Origin of the sequence: Mesorhizobium sp. M0016 (assembly GCF_040324035.1) — a bacterium.
GTDB lineage: Bacteria > Pseudomonadota > Alphaproteobacteria > Rhizobiales > Rhizobiaceae > Mesorhizobium.
In genome coordinates, this window is record NZ_JAMYVM010000030.1 from 63,301 (window position 1) to 76,873 (window position 13,573).

The window sequence follows — 13,573 nt, forward strand, 5'->3', positions numbered from 1 at the left end:
TTGGCCGGTCGTCTTCCCGAGGGACTTTGGAGACCGACGCAATGTCCTTGCTCAGAGCCAAAATCCAGGATGTCTTCAACGAGCCTGGCTGTGAAAAGAACCTCGGCAAGGATGCCAAGGCGCGCAAAAAGGGCTGTTCGAAGCCACTGACCCCCGGAGCGGCGGCCGGTGGCTGTGCCTTCGATGGCGCCAAGATCGTGCTGCAGCCGATCACCGACGTCGCCCACCTGGTCCATGGGCCGCTCGCCTGCGAGGGCAACTCCTGGGACAACCGCGGTGCGGCTTCGTCCGGGCCAACGCTGTGGCGCACAAGCTTTACGACCGACCTCACCGAACTCGATGTTGTGATGGGGCGGGGCGAGCGGAAGCTTTTCAAAGCGATCCGCGAGATCAAGGAAGCGTATGAGCCGCCGGCGATCTTCGTCTATCCGACCTGCGTGACGGCGCTGATCGGCGACGACATCCAGGCCGTCTGCAAGCGGGCGGCGGAAAAGTTCGGCCTGCCGGTGGTACCGGTCAATGCGCCGGGCTTCGTCGGCTCCAAGAATCTCGGCAACAAGCTTGCCGGCGAGGCGTTGCTCGAGCATGTCATCGGCACGGTCGAGCCCGACGATGCCGGCCCTTACGACATTAACATTCTTGGCGAATTCAACCTCTCGGGCGAATTCTGGCTGGTGAAGCCGCTGCTGGATCGGCTCGGGATCCGGGTGCGCGCCTGCATTCCGGGCGACGCACGTTACTTCGACATTGCCGGCGCGCACCGCGCCCGGGCGGCTATGATGGTGTGCTCGACCGCGCTCATCAATCTCGCCCGCAAGATGGAGCAGCGCTGGGGCATCCCGTTTTTCGAGGGCTCCTTCTACGGCATCAGCGCCACCTCTGAAGCGCTCCGACAAATCTCTCAGCTGCTCGTGAAGAAGGGTGCCGATCCGGAGATCCTCGGCCGCACCGAGGCATTGATTGCAGAGGAAGAGGCGATCGCTTGGAAGAAGCTCGCGGCCTACCGGCCGAGGCTCGAAGGCAAGCGCGTGCTGCTCAACACCGGGGGGGTGAAGTCCTGGTCGGTCGTCCATGCGCTGATGGAGATCGGGATCGAGATCGTCGGCACCTCTGTCAAGAAGTCGACCGTCGAAGACAAGGAGCGCATCAAGCAGATCCTCAAGCACGACAACCACATGTTCGAGCAGATGGCAGCGCGCGAGCTTTACGCCATGCTCTCCGAACACAAGGCCGACATCCTGCTATCAGGCGGGCGCACGCAATTCGTCGCGCTGAAGGCCAAGACACCTTGGCTCGATATCAACCAGGAGCGCCAACACCCTTACGCCGGCTATGACGGCATGGTGGAACTCGTACGCCAGATCGACCTGGCCATTCATAACCCCATCTGGCGCCAGGTACGGGAACCGGCACCATGGGATTGCCAGCCTGCGGTGAGGGAAGAACTGCCGCGCATGAAAAACGAGACCGCGACCTTGCATGTTGTCCAGGAATTCGCCGGCACGACGGCCGGTGATTTCGGCGAATGTCGAGGAAAGCCGATGGTCCGCATCCTTCCCCAGACCAAAGCGGCGGCGGTCAATCCGCTGAAGTCATCCCAGCCGCTCGGAGCCGCCCTCGCCTTTCTTGGCGTCGACGGCGCGATGCCATTGTTCCACGGCAGCCAGGGGTGCACCAGCTTCGCGCTCGTGCTCTTCGTGCGACATTTCAAGGAAGCCATCCCCTTGCAGACAACGGCGATGGACGAGGTGGCGACGATCCTCGGCGGGGCAGACCATCTGGAAGAGGCGATCCTCAACCTCAAGGCCCGCACAAAGCCAACGCTGATCGGGGTTTGCACGACGGCGCTGGTGGAAACCCGAGGCGAAGACAGCGCGGGAGATATCGCCAATATCAGGCTGAAGCGCGCGGAAGAACTCGCGGGTACGGAGGTGGTGCTAGCCAACACACCGGATTTCGATGGCGCGATCGAAGAGGGCTGGGCCAAAGCTGTCACCGCGATGATCGAAGGGATTACACGGCCCGGCGAGCAGGCGCGGCAATCAAAGAAGATCGTGATCCTGCCTGGCTGGAACCTCACTGTGGCTGACATTCAGCATTTGCGTCAGATGGTTGAAAGCTTTGGACTGCAGCCGGTGATTTTGCCGGACGTCTCCGGCTCGCTCGACGGTACGCTGCCCGACCGTTGGGTCACGACGACATATGGCGGCACCAGCGTCGAGGATGTCCGCGAGCTTGGCACGGCCGAGCAATGTATCGTCATCGGTGAGCATATGCGCCGCCCCGCCGAGGTGCTGCATAGGTTGACCGGCGTGCCCTACGTACTGTTCCGGTCGCTGACTGGATTGAGGGACGCCGACCGGTTCGTCTCGTTCCTGTCTACGGTTTCGGGCGCGGCGGCGCCGTCTGGGGTGCGCCGTCAGCGGTCGCAGCTGCAGGACGCGTTGCTCGACGGACATTTCCACTTTGGAGGCAAGAAAATTGCGATCGCTGCTGAACCAGACCAACTCTACCAACTCGCGAGCTTCTTCCTCGGCATGGGCTCCGAAATCGCGGCGGCGGTCACAACGGCCGCTATGTCGAAAATTCTGGAGGAAGTGCCGGCGCAGTCGGTTCAAATCGGCGATCTCGGCGATTTGGAAGCTCTTGGCGCCGGCGCTGATCTTCTCGTCACCCATTCCCACGCCCGCCAGGCGGCGCAGCGTCTCGGCATTCCGCTCATGCGGGTCGGCTTCCCGATCTTCGACCGGCTCGGGGCCCAGCACAAGCTCACAATCCTCTACCAGGGGACCCGCGACCTGATCTTCGAGGTTGCCAACATTTTTGCAGCCAACCGGCGCGCGCCGACGCCTGACGCGCTTGATCCACTCCGTAAGCGAGAAATGCCAGATGAGCTCCGTTCGTCGCCTCTCGCTCGTCGCTGACCAGGTTCACGCACCGACGCCGGAACGTCAGGCCGGCGCATTGCGCGTGGCGATCGCCACGCAGGACATGAAGAACCTCAACGCCCATTTCGGGTCGGCCAGACGCTTTGCTGTCTACGACGTGATGCGCGAGGAGTGGAATCTCGTGGAAGCCGTGGCCTTTGGTGACGTTTCCGACGAGAGCGGGAAGCACCGAACCGAGGGCGATGACCGCATCACCCCGAAGGTGGAGGCGCTAAAGGGCTGTCATCTGCTGTTTTGTCTGGCGATCGGCGGACCTTCGGCAGCCAAACTTGTTTCCGCAAAGATCCATCCAATCAAAGTGCCGCAGCCCCAGACCATCCAAGAGGTGCTGTTGCGCACGCAGATGATGCTCAGGACGTGTCCTCCCCCTTGGCTGCGCAAGGTGCTGGCGCAGGCGGGTGTCGCCGAACAGAAACCCTCTTTCGAGGACGAGGACTGAAGAGGAGTGTGCGAAATGTTTGAAGGCGCTGTTAGCCCTGCCGCCACCGAGGACGAGGCGGCCCTTGCCACCCCGTTCGTCAAATGCCTCGTGCGGCTGATTCGTGCTAATGATTCCCACGGGTCATGGGAAGGCAAATCGGACGCCGAGCTGGTGGGCGACTTCATCATCACCAGGCAACAGCGCCGTGCAATTCCAATAATCGGTGATCCCGATCCGGACGTGCTGTGGAGGCTCGATAAATTCTACACCGCCGTCGGGCTTGCGATTGAGGAACGCTCCGGCCTGATGGCATCCCCGATGATGGAGATAAGTCATGAGGGCTTCGGGCGCGTGCTCTTCACGGCCGGGCGACTGGTCGTTCTGTCCAAGACCCTGCGCGACGTCCATCGGTTCGGCTTCGAGACGTTCTGGAAGCTCGCCGCGGCCGGTACCCAACTGGCCGGCGATGCCACCGCAGCCATTGAGGCTTATCCCGAGGTGGCGCGGGCGTGATCTTTCGACCGAGGGGATCATGTCAGGTCTTGAGGACATGCGATGGCGAGGCCTCTCAATCGAGGCGGTCGAGGCCGATGTGGTTCTTGGGGTAGCGCTGATGAAGCCAGTGGTACTGATCTGTTCGCAAGATGCGGAGTTGTATTTGTTCCTGAGCCACATTCTTGGGGTGGACGGCTTCACGAGTGAGCCGGCAGGCGGCGTGAAGGAAGCACTTGCATTGGCCGATCAACGGGAGCTCCAGGCGGTAGTCCTGGACTGCGGGCCAGCAAGCGCGGCAGGCTCTACAATCTGCGCCCGGTTCAAGCGGGAGCCCCGGACCGGCCGCCTGCCCGTCATTGCGTTGATCGCGCCCGGCGCCGAGAACCAGCACCTCGATCTGTTGCAGGCAGGTATTGACGAGAGCTTTGTGCGGCCCTTCGCGCCGGCCAAGCTGCTTGACTGTCTACGCACGAAGCTGGCGCTGCCACAGCCGGGTTCAAACGGGATAAAAAACGGCAGCTGGCTCAGTTGCGGCAGCCTTGAGATGAAGCTCGATGCTCACCGGGTTCGAGGTAATGGCCACGACATCCATCTCGGACCTCTCGAATTCAACCTGCTGCGGCAATTTCTTGAGGCTCCCGGCAAGGTCTTCAGCCGAGACGAGCTGATCGACGCGGCCTGGCCGGACAATATCCATATCGGTGAACGCACTGTCGACGTCCATATCAGCCGGATCAGAAAGGCGCTGAAGGCGGCCTCGCCAGGCAGCGTCATTCGTACTGTCAGGTCTGCCGGCTACTCGCTCGAGAAGCCGGACGACTGAATAGCGAACGGGTGGTGCCACTCTCCGTCTTCCGTGGAGGGCAAGTCTTGCGGCTCCGAAACGCGCTACGGGCGCGACATACCAAGGGGAAGCATTCAGATGGCCTTCAAAAGCCTGCTCAGTGTAGCGGGAGCTGACCACTCCGATCGGGACGTCAGAACAGCTGCAAGCTTGTGCGCCGAGGTCGGCGCACACTTGTCCGTCCTGATTTTGTCGCCTCCGCCTCTGGTTATCTCGCCTGCGCCGCTAAACGATGGCATCGCCGAGTGGCCTAGACAACGCGCGCACGCCATCGCCGCACTGGAAAAACGGTACAGGCAGATCGGGAGATTTTCACAGGACGCGGCCAGTCTGGAAAAAACATCCAGGGAAATTCACAAACTGCTGAGAGCCACGTGGCGGCGCTATGATGTCGATTTTGTCGGCGATCAGGCCAGCGTCGGTGACGCAGTGCGAGCGCGGGCGCTCTGCAACGACCTGACAATCGTTGGCTCCGCACTTCTCAACGACGTTAACGTCGGTCCCCTTGTTATCAACGGCAGCCTGTTCGACACCGGAAAGCCGGTGCTTGTCGTGCCGCAAGGCGCTGAGGCAACTCTGTCTCCACGGCGCGTGCTGGTCGGCTGGGATTCGCGACTCGAGGCGTCCCGTTCGGTTCGGGAAGCGCTGAATCTGCTAGCCGGTGCTGAGGAAGTTCGTGTCGCAGTCGTCGATCCGGAGGCGACCTGCGCCGGAAAGGGCGCCGAGCCGGGAGCCGACATCGCTGCCTATCTCACTCGGCACGGTGCTCGGGTGTCGGTTGACCTGCTGGCGAGCGCCGGAAAATCGGCAGCCACGGTGCTCGCGCAGCACGCAATCGACACGTCTGCCGACATGATAGTCGTGGGTGCCTATGGCAATCGCCGGCTGCGTGAGCGGCTCTTCGGCGGTGTCACGAGATGGATAGTTGGGAAGCCGCCATTGCCGCTGTTTTTGGCCCGCTGACGGGTTCTGAAGTAGCACCGATGCTGTCCCAAAGCCTACTCCCCTGGTCACCTACCCTGATGCGAAGTCGGAGAGAGGTCGCCGCAAACGAGCAGCTTTCGCGAAGCTCATGAGCAACTTGCAAGCGCCGTCGCGAAAAAATCCCCCGCACGCCTCTAAATTAACGCGCTCGGTGTCTGCTCGCCGGGATAACCCGTAACGCGCAGACAAACGGCCGGGCAGAATCCCAGGCGTCCTCAATGCGCTCAAAACACCAATACTCGAGCCGGCGTCAGGTCGAGAAAGAGAGTTCAGCGCGGAAGGCCGCGTTCGGAACGAAGCCTCATCGTATTGGCTTTATCACGCTTTCCTTCACCACTGGCCGGGAACTGAACACGGCAATGACGGTGCAGCGGCCAAGGCACCCACCTTCGAGTCCGGCGGTCGGGCTCTTGCCGGCCCTCGGCACGAATGGTGGCAAAATCACGTGTCATCGCCCGGAATGGTAGCCGGTCAGCGGCGAGCGCGGCCGCACCTTCGGCGTTTTCAGTCTGCCCGGCCCACCGCGTGGCGACCGAGCGGCCTTGAGGCTGGTCAAATTCCGACAATGCTCACATTCGCACCATGCGGCCCTTGTAGCGCCTGAGCACAGGGAACACAGAAGATAAAGGCACGAAGCAGGAACCCCGCACATGCCGGCAATCATCCTGGCCTTTTTCACCACGACCATAATCGTCGAGCTGACGATGGCGGCATTGGGGAGCCGAAGCTGGACCGGCTTCGTCGTGAAAAATTCCCATGTCGACAGCCAGGAATTCAATCGCAAGCGGGCGAGGGGGGCGCGCTTGATGGAGCAGCCCTTTGGAATCGCAAATGGCGAGATCCGCTGCCGCCTGAGGGGAACGGCAAGACGCTCAAGCCCGCGGCGTGAAGCGGACGATGATGACGGGCCTGGCGGCAGCCAACGCAGTCATGATGTCCATCTGCTCGGTCCCTCAGCCCGAATGCATATTGAGTGGTCGGGGCCACGCTTTTCTGCCGGCGCGAAGCGTGATGATTGTCTAAAAGCTGACAACGGCAGAAAACATGTCGGGTTCAATACAACTGGCCATCTTGGCAGATCGAGGCAACGCGAAATTATGGCGTTAATGCGCGCTGAGCGCGCTGGCACGACCTTTGCGAATTGAGATGCGGCAACACTGAGGGAGGGCTGGCTGCACGGGTTCAAGGAGAGGAGAGCCTCGCTCGTCTCGCGCGTTGCGTGTGCCCCTCTCTACGAGGCAAACAAGCTCGCGCCTAAAGTCGCGCAACTTTGGCCATAGCTTTGGAGAACAACATGGTATTGCAAATGGAGTCACCGGCTCCTTCGATCAAAGTGGAGTACTGGCTCCGTGGCGAGCCCCTCACGAACTTCCAGCCCGGCAAAGTGTATATCGTCGAATTTTGGGCAACTTGGTGCGGACCATGTGTGTCGGCGATGCCCCATCTGATGCAACTACAGGAGAAATACAGGGACAGCGGACTTGAGGTCGTTGGGATCGCGGCTGATGAAAACGCTCCAACGGCCGTCGAGGCCCGAACGAAGTTGGACGCGTGGCTGACCGAAAAGTGCCCGAATCTGAAGTATCGGATAGCCTTCGACCACACAGGCGAAATGAACAAGCTTTGGACGGAACCCAGCTTTTCTGTCGCGATTCCGACCTCGTTCGTGGTCGACCGAGACGGCCACATCGCGTTTATCGGTCATCCGACGGAACTCGATGAGGTCTTGCCGAAAGTGCTTAACGGCAGCTGGCGCACCAGCGATCAAGCGAAATCCGCCGATAGGGAGCGGATCGCCAAAAACGAACCCATGGCGCGCGAACAAGCGTTGAAGAAGCCGATCAATGAAAGATTTTGGGCGGCGGTGAAGGCAGAGGATTGGAAGACGGCGCTCTCGGTGATCGAAGGGGGCATTGCCTTGTTGCCGGACAACCTCAATTTCCGCCTGGCTCATGCGAATCTGGTGCTTCACAAAATGCACGACATGTGGACCGGCTTGCCCCTCATGCGCCAATTGGTTCGCGACGCGATCGACAGAAACTCCGAGGACTGGATGATCGCGGCGCTAGACCGACTCTTCCATCCGAACCTTGACCATTCGCGCTTTCCGTCTGCTGAGCGCTTCGCGATAGGCAAAGAGCTGTCCGAACACGTGCTGGCACTGAATCCCCCGCAAGGCGACAGCCCAAAGTTCTGGTCTTATCCGGCGGTCGCTCGGTATTATCATGAGAGCGGCAACAAAAATCGCGCGATCGAGTTGGTCGAGCTGGCACTGAAGTCGCTGGACGGTCCGGAGCCTATCCCTGACGAACTGAAAGAGCACCTTCTACCGGAGTTGCTGCAGGCCTTGGCCAACTACAAGGATGAGAAGGTTTGTCACGGCGCTCTCTGCGCGGTACCGCAAAAGAATTTTTTGACGAAGGTGTCAAAGCGCCTCCCGTAAAGGGGGCGACGGTTGGAATGTGTACTGGCCAATTCGTCGATTTCCCTGGCGCGGCCGCAGCAAGTCGGTTCCACGCAGCACAGGGTTCGAGGCTCCAATTTCGCGATGACCTCCGGCCGCATCGCGGCGGAAGCGATGCTCGATGCGAATTCTGGCCGTGGTGGAAGACCTCGCAGTCGAGGACGTGTCAAGGTCGGCCACGGCGACATTAATCGCGTGGAATGGGCCGCCCCGAGCCGGGCGTCGGCTGCGCTACTGTGCCCGAAGTACGCGTCCAAGAAAACAGACATAGTGCTTCGAGGAAGAGGACTGAAATGGGGAGAAGGCGAAATGTCTGACACCGCAATCAGCCCTGCCGTTAACGAGGACGGGGCGCTTGCCATACCATTCGTCAGATGCCTCATGCGGCTGATCCGTGCTCAAGACTCCGACGGCTCGTGGGAAAGCAAATCGGACGCCGACCTGCGGGACGAGTTCATCCTCACCAGAAAACAGCGCCGTGCGATGCCTGTCATCGGCGATCCCGAGCCGGACGTGATGTGGAGATATGTTTTACAGGCTTGCGACCGAGGAGCGCTCCGGCCTGATGATACCGCCAATCATGGAGATGAAACCCATGGGAGCTTCGGACGATTGCTTTTCACGGCCGGGCGGTTCGTCGCTCTGTCGAGATCCGCCGGTTCGGCTTCGAGACGTTCAGGAGCTAGCGGTGGCAGGTACGAAACTGGTCGAAGATGCGACTGCAGCCATTGAAGCCTATCCCGACGTGACACGGGCATGAAGAAACCTTTCGAGGAAGGATCTATGTCAAAGCTGGAAGAGATGGGTAGGAAAGTCCGAAAGCTTCAGCTGCGCGCGGCAGTTGCCAAGATGAACTTGCGCGACCTTGCAGAGGATCTCCCGGGAAAATCGACCGAGATAGAGGAAGCTGCCGAGCAAGCGACGGCCGTTTTGCCGAGTTGGATGGTGCCAGGAGAGAGCTCGCTGCCATGAAGAAGTTGCTATGAGGAGCACATTCACCAGCCGCGACGGCTCCGGATGGATGCCGAAATATCTCACCGCTATAGACGGCACGACCTGCATCGGCTGCGGCCGCTGTTTTAAAGTCTGCTCGCGCGAAGTCATGCATCTTTACGGCGTCGACGACGCGGGTGAAGTCCTCGGCGCCTGCGACGGCGAAGACGACGATTTCGACGGCGAGCTCAATCGCATGATCATGGCCGTCGATCATCCTGGCCGCTGCATTGGCTGCGGAGCCTGCGCCCGCGTCTGCCCGAACAACTGCCAGACCCATGTTGCTGCCGACCAGGTGACAGCATGATCTGAGGAGACAAACCAGGAGAACGGCGTTGCCTTTAAAAATCTTTTGTCGCGTCCTGGGGCTGGTACTGTGCAGCACTGCATTGATTGTCTACTTCGCTTTTCATTCCATTTCCACAGCAGTGGTCACGACGCTGGCTTGTTCGCTGCTTCTTCAGCTGGCGTATTTCGCAAGCGTGCTCTTTCTGATCTGGCGGTCTGGGTGCGATAGCCGAGCTGGCCAAAGGGCTGAGCATTTCGGCAGTTGCAAGGAAGTTGGATCTGAGCCGCCAGACCTTGATGAGGTGACGAATGAATCCGCAGATTTGCTCCAGCGCGATCAAATACTGGCTATATCGCTCCTGCTGCCTTGAGGCCGCATGACAAGGTCAGTGCTCAAGACAGCGCCACTTTGGACCAACCATCAACATTGAGCAGATACTAGAAGGAATACTGTGCTTGAGAAGTCCATGGTGACCGCTCCGGTCATTCTGGTCAATCCAGGAGATGCAGTTCTTGAATGCCATACGCATTATTAGCCTCTCGCAGTATGCCGGCGTGCGGTTGCAACTCTCAATGATGAACGAGGCGCTGGAAATAATAATGGGCTCGTCGGATAACACAGACGACGCCAAATCAAAGACGCCTCTAGAATGACTCGTGCATGGCTAATTCAGCTCCATCGCGTGTTGCCGGAGAGAAAATGCTGGAAAAGTTCGAACGCTATCCGCTCACCTTTGGGCCCACGCCCATCGAGAAGCTCGACCGCCTCTCCAAGCATCTGGGGGGCAGGGTGGAAATCTACGCCAAGCGCGAGGACTGCAACTCCGGTCTCGCATTTGGCGGAAACAAGCTCCGCAAGCTCGAATACATCATCCCCGATGCGATCGTGTCAAATGCCGACACGCTTGTCTCCATCGGCGGCGTGCAGTCCAACCACACGCGGATGGTCGCCGCGGTCGCCGCCAAGATCGGCATGAAATGTCTCCTGGTTCAGGAGAGCTGGGTACCACATGAGGACGCCGTCTACGACCGGGTCGGCAACATTCTCTTGAGCCGGATCATGGGAGCAGAGGTGCGCCTTGTCGACGAGGGCTTCGATGTCGGCATCCGCCGCAGTTGGGAACAGGCGCTCAATGAAGTCAAGTCAAGGGGCGGCAGGCCCTACGCGATACCGGCCGGGGCCTCAGTTCACAAATATGGCGGGCTTGGGGACGTCGGGTTCGCGGAGGAGGTACGCGCCCAGGAGAAACAGCTTGGGTTTGCCTTCGACTACATTGTCGTTTGCACGGTCACGGGCTCGACGCATGCCGGCATGCTCGTTGGATTTGCCAAGGACGGTCGACAGAGCAATCTCCTCGGTATCGATGCTTCTGCCACCCCCGCCCAAACCAAGGCGCAGGTACTAAACATTGCCCGGTATACTGCGAAGCTCGTCGACGTTGGCAGGGAAATCGTCGAGGATGATGTGGTGTTGCTCGAGGGGTACGCGTCTCCCTGTTACGGCCTTCCGTCCGAGGAAATCAAGGAGGCCATCCGCCTGTGTGCGCGGCTCGAGGGTATAATTACCGATCCCGTTTACGAGGGCAAATCGATGCAAGGGATGATCGACCTCGTCCAGAAAGGCTTCTTTCCAGAGGGATCGAGGGTGCTCTACGCGCACCTCGGCGGCGGGCCGGCCATTAACGGTTACAGTTACACCTTCCGCAATGGTTGACGCTGTCAAGCTTCACGGACTGGCTGGTTGCCGTACCGCTCGGTGAGTCGTGGCCTTGCAGTGGCGATGCGGCATGCCGACGCGGTAGCGCTCGCCGCGCGGCGCTCTTCCACGCATGCGGGCCATCTTTGTGGAGAGGCCGGTCTCATCGATGAACACGAGCTTCGCCGACTGAGGTCGAGCTGGCCCTCGAACCAGTCCCGGGGCCGCTTCAGGAAGTCGGGGCGCTGCTGCTCCAGTGTGTGCGCACACTTTTTTGAATGTCCAGTCGTGGCCGCGAAGCCAGGCGCTCAACGCGCTGCGGCTGATCCGCACCGACTGCTCTGCGACGAGCCGCTTCCATCTTTTTCAGCGTCATGTCCTTGCGCTCCCCGATGAAGGCTCATGCGCATCGAGGCCGGAGGCGCGGCGGCGGCCCTGCGGGCGTGGCGCCAGTGCGCCGATCTTCGCCCGCAGTCCAGCGGATCGCGCTGGACACTCCCACGGCGAACCGCGCCGCTTGCCGCGCCGACATGCCTTCGTCCGAAGTCTTCAAGACGCGACCCAAGACCCCCGCTCAAAGCTCTTCCCATCGTCCACCTCCATCGAGGTGGATGTTGAATCAGCACAAAACCCATCCGTCATCATAATGGATTCGTCGATCACAGCCCATCTCTAGACTAAGCTGATCGTGCCTATTCGCCAACCGTCGGAAAACGCGTGATCGACCAATGGAGTGAATCGACGGCACGTTGGAGTATCTCTTCGGCCTGAGCGTGCCCGGGCGAGGTGGCGATGATATGCCCGATCCAGTCCCGGTAATCGCCTTTCCTAACGATCGACGTCTTGGGTGGAATATAGAATTTGACCTCGGCAACGCCCGGTACAGCAGTTCCTTGACTGCCGTCGGCGATCACGTCAAAGATGCCATCGCGATCAGCAACTAGGAACCGCGCGGTCGCAACGTGCGAATGCCTTCTGCGCAAATCACACTCTTTGCCAGTAGCAATCTTGATGTGCTCAGTGACGAGATCGATACCGTAAGCCAGCTGAAGCAGCTGGGGAGTGGGCGCACCATGAAGTCGCGGATTGACTTCAATGACGACTGGGCCACGCTTCGTCCACCGGAATTCGATGCCGGCCGGCCCCCAGCCTAGCCCAAGAGCTCGCAAACAACTCAGCGAAGCATCGGCGATACGTTCATGCTCGTCATCAGTCAGCGGGGCCGGAATGGTGCACGAACGGCAGACGAAATGCGGGGGAGGGCCGTAATCGGCGGCCCCAATTCCAATGATCTGATCTCCCATTGTGTCTGCCCAATAGTAAGGACCTCTTGCGAATTCCTCGACCAGCACCCTAGGCGAAGACCGCCATTTGTGATGCCCACCCAACAAATAGGTCGCATGTTTAGCCAACTCGTCGAGGTCGCTGCACAATCGAACACCCATGCTGCCGCTGCCTACAGCCGGCTTAACAATCACTGGTAATCCGATCTCTGCGGCAGAGCTTTCTACGTCCGCCATGTTCGCTGCCAAGCGATAAGCCGGTGTCGGAATGCCGGCATCCGAGAGAAGCTGACGTTGAATGAATTTGTCGTGACATTGTTCGATGGATTCGGGGTTCGGTCCCGGTAGATCAAAATGCCGGCAGAGCTTACCAACTGTTGCATAGACCGACTCATCCTCGCCCGAAAACCCAGCAATGCCAGCAATCTCGTACATCGCTCCTAAATGCGAAAATTCGCGGATCAGAGCATCGAGATTGTCCGTATCGACGGTGATTGCCTCCATCGCTTCCGCCGCGAGATAGTCGTACTGAGCCGGATCGGTCGACAAGGTGATTGGATAAAGCCCAAGACGCTTAGCCGCTTCGACGTATAGCAGGCCATTGCCCCTTGAATGACCCTCAAGGAGGATGAATGCTCTTTTGGCCATTGGTTGTTGCTCCCGATTTTCGGTGCTGTGCCAAGGTCATGGCACAACTACATCGGTGCCTGATCTGACGATGGGGTGAACGTACACTAGTTAGCGATCTGCAGCCGCAAAGGTTCGGTAAATTCATTTGAAGGTTCTGTTGCAGCGAATGAATTAACGCAGGGGAGAAGGTTGGCTTGATGGGGCATACGAACTGCTCTGCCAGTGAGTGATTTTAACGGATTCGTACTTCGCCTGCCGAGACGAGATCGTCCACGTCGGTGCTTCGCTGAACCGAGCCTACGCAAGCTTGGACAGCTTGGCCGTTTCTTGGCGTTGTCGATGCTCACTGACGAGAGCATGCGAACCGCGACCACCAATAGGAAGGATCGTGTCCCGCGGCGTGGTGTAGCTGGCGGCATTAGTCGCCGTGCTCTCCGGCATGGGCCGGGCTGATCAGCGCGCCACGGCTGGCAGGCTGATCAGGGGATCATCGCTCATCTGGCTGATCGTTTCCAGAGTCATATATC

12 protein-coding genes and 2 pseudogenes are annotated in these 13,573 nt (G+C 59.8%); 12 read left to right on the forward strand and 2 right to left on the reverse strand.

Going from position 1 to position 13,573, the window contains the following annotated elements; translation table 11 throughout:
• Window positions 1–41: 41 nt before the first annotated feature.
• From NKJ88_RS29255 to NKJ88_RS29310, 12 genes and pseudogenes are all read left to right on the forward strand, one after another.
• Window positions 42–2,924: a bifunctional nitrogenase iron-molybdenum cofactor biosynthesis protein NifEN gene (locus NKJ88_RS29255; RefSeq protein WP_352446521.1), complete on the forward strand. Its 2,883-nt coding sequence runs from the start codon at window positions 42–44 to the stop codon at window positions 2,922–2,924.
• Window positions 2,890–3,387: a nitrogen fixation protein NifX gene (gene nifX, locus NKJ88_RS29260; RefSeq protein WP_352446522.1), complete on the forward strand. Its 498-nt coding sequence runs from the start codon at window positions 2,890–2,892 to the stop codon at window positions 3,385–3,387. The genes NKJ88_RS29255 and nifX overlap by 35 nt, the downstream gene beginning before the upstream one ends.
• A 15-nt stretch (window positions 3,388–3,402) precedes the next feature.
• A complete protein-coding gene (locus tag NKJ88_RS29265; RefSeq protein WP_352446523.1) occupies window positions 3,403–3,882 on the forward strand; it encodes a NifX-associated nitrogen fixation protein in 480 nt (159 codons plus the stop codon).
• A gap of 19 nt (window positions 3,883–3,901) precedes the next feature.
• Window positions 3,902–4,687 carry a response regulator transcription factor gene (locus NKJ88_RS29270; protein WP_352446524.1) on the forward strand — a complete coding sequence of 262 codons (786 nt, stop codon included), beginning with the start codon at window positions 3,902–3,904 and terminating at the stop codon, window positions 4,685–4,687.
• Between the two features lie 99 nt (window positions 4,688–4,786).
• Window positions 4,787–5,671, forward strand: a complete 885-nt coding sequence (locus tag NKJ88_RS29275) for a universal stress protein (protein WP_352446525.1) — start codon at window positions 4,787–4,789, stop codon at window positions 5,669–5,671.
• 671 nt (window positions 5,672–6,342) lie between these two features.
• A complete protein-coding gene (locus tag NKJ88_RS29280; RefSeq protein ID WP_352446526.1) occupies window positions 6,343–6,837 on the forward strand; it encodes a FixH family protein in 495 nt (164 codons plus the stop codon).
• Between the two features lie 149 nt (window positions 6,838–6,986).
• Complete coding sequence (locus NKJ88_RS29285; RefSeq protein ID WP_352446527.1) at window positions 6,987–8,135, forward strand: TlpA disulfide reductase family protein; 1,149 nt, start codon at window positions 6,987–6,989, stop codon at window positions 8,133–8,135.
• A gap of 330 nt (window positions 8,136–8,465) precedes the next feature.
• Window positions 8,466–8,916, forward strand: a pseudogene (locus NKJ88_RS29290) (NifX-associated nitrogen fixation protein).
• On the forward strand, window positions 8,913–9,128 hold the full coding sequence (locus NKJ88_RS29295; RefSeq protein WP_502904777.1) for a CCE_0567 family metalloprotein: 216 nt from the start codon (window positions 8,913–8,915) through the stop codon (window positions 9,126–9,128). The pseudogene NKJ88_RS29290 and the gene NKJ88_RS29295 overlap by 4 nt, the downstream one beginning before the upstream one ends.
• Before the next feature lie 10 nt (window positions 9,129–9,138).
• A complete protein-coding gene (gene fdxB, locus NKJ88_RS29300) occupies window positions 9,139–9,456 on the forward strand; it encodes a ferredoxin III, nif-specific (protein ID WP_352446528.1) in 318 nt (105 codons plus the stop codon).
• A gap of 28 nt (window positions 9,457–9,484) precedes the next feature.
• A complete protein-coding gene (locus NKJ88_RS29305; RefSeq protein WP_352446529.1) occupies window positions 9,485–9,808 on the forward strand; it encodes an exopolysaccharide production repressor protein in 324 nt (107 codons plus the stop codon).
• A 329-nt stretch (window positions 9,809–10,137) separates the two neighbouring features.
• Window positions 10,138–11,151, forward strand: coding sequence for a 1-aminocyclopropane-1-carboxylate deaminase (locus NKJ88_RS29310; RefSeq protein ID WP_352446530.1), 1,014 nt, complete (start codon window positions 10,138–10,140; stop codon window positions 11,149–11,151).
• 45 nt (window positions 11,152–11,196) lie between these two features.
• Here the strand turns inward: NKJ88_RS29310 and NKJ88_RS29315 are convergent.
• Together NKJ88_RS29315 and NKJ88_RS29320 are read right to left on the reverse strand one after the other, a co-directional pair.
• Window positions 11,197–11,723 (reverse strand): annotated as a pseudogene (locus NKJ88_RS29315) (transposase); the annotation flags it as partial.
• 102 nt (window positions 11,724–11,825) lie between these two features.
• Complete coding sequence (locus NKJ88_RS29320; protein WP_352446531.1) at window positions 11,826–13,064, reverse strand: ATP-grasp domain-containing protein; 1,239 nt, start codon at window positions 13,062–13,064, stop codon at window positions 11,826–11,828.
• Window positions 13,065–13,573: the final 509 nt, after the last annotated feature.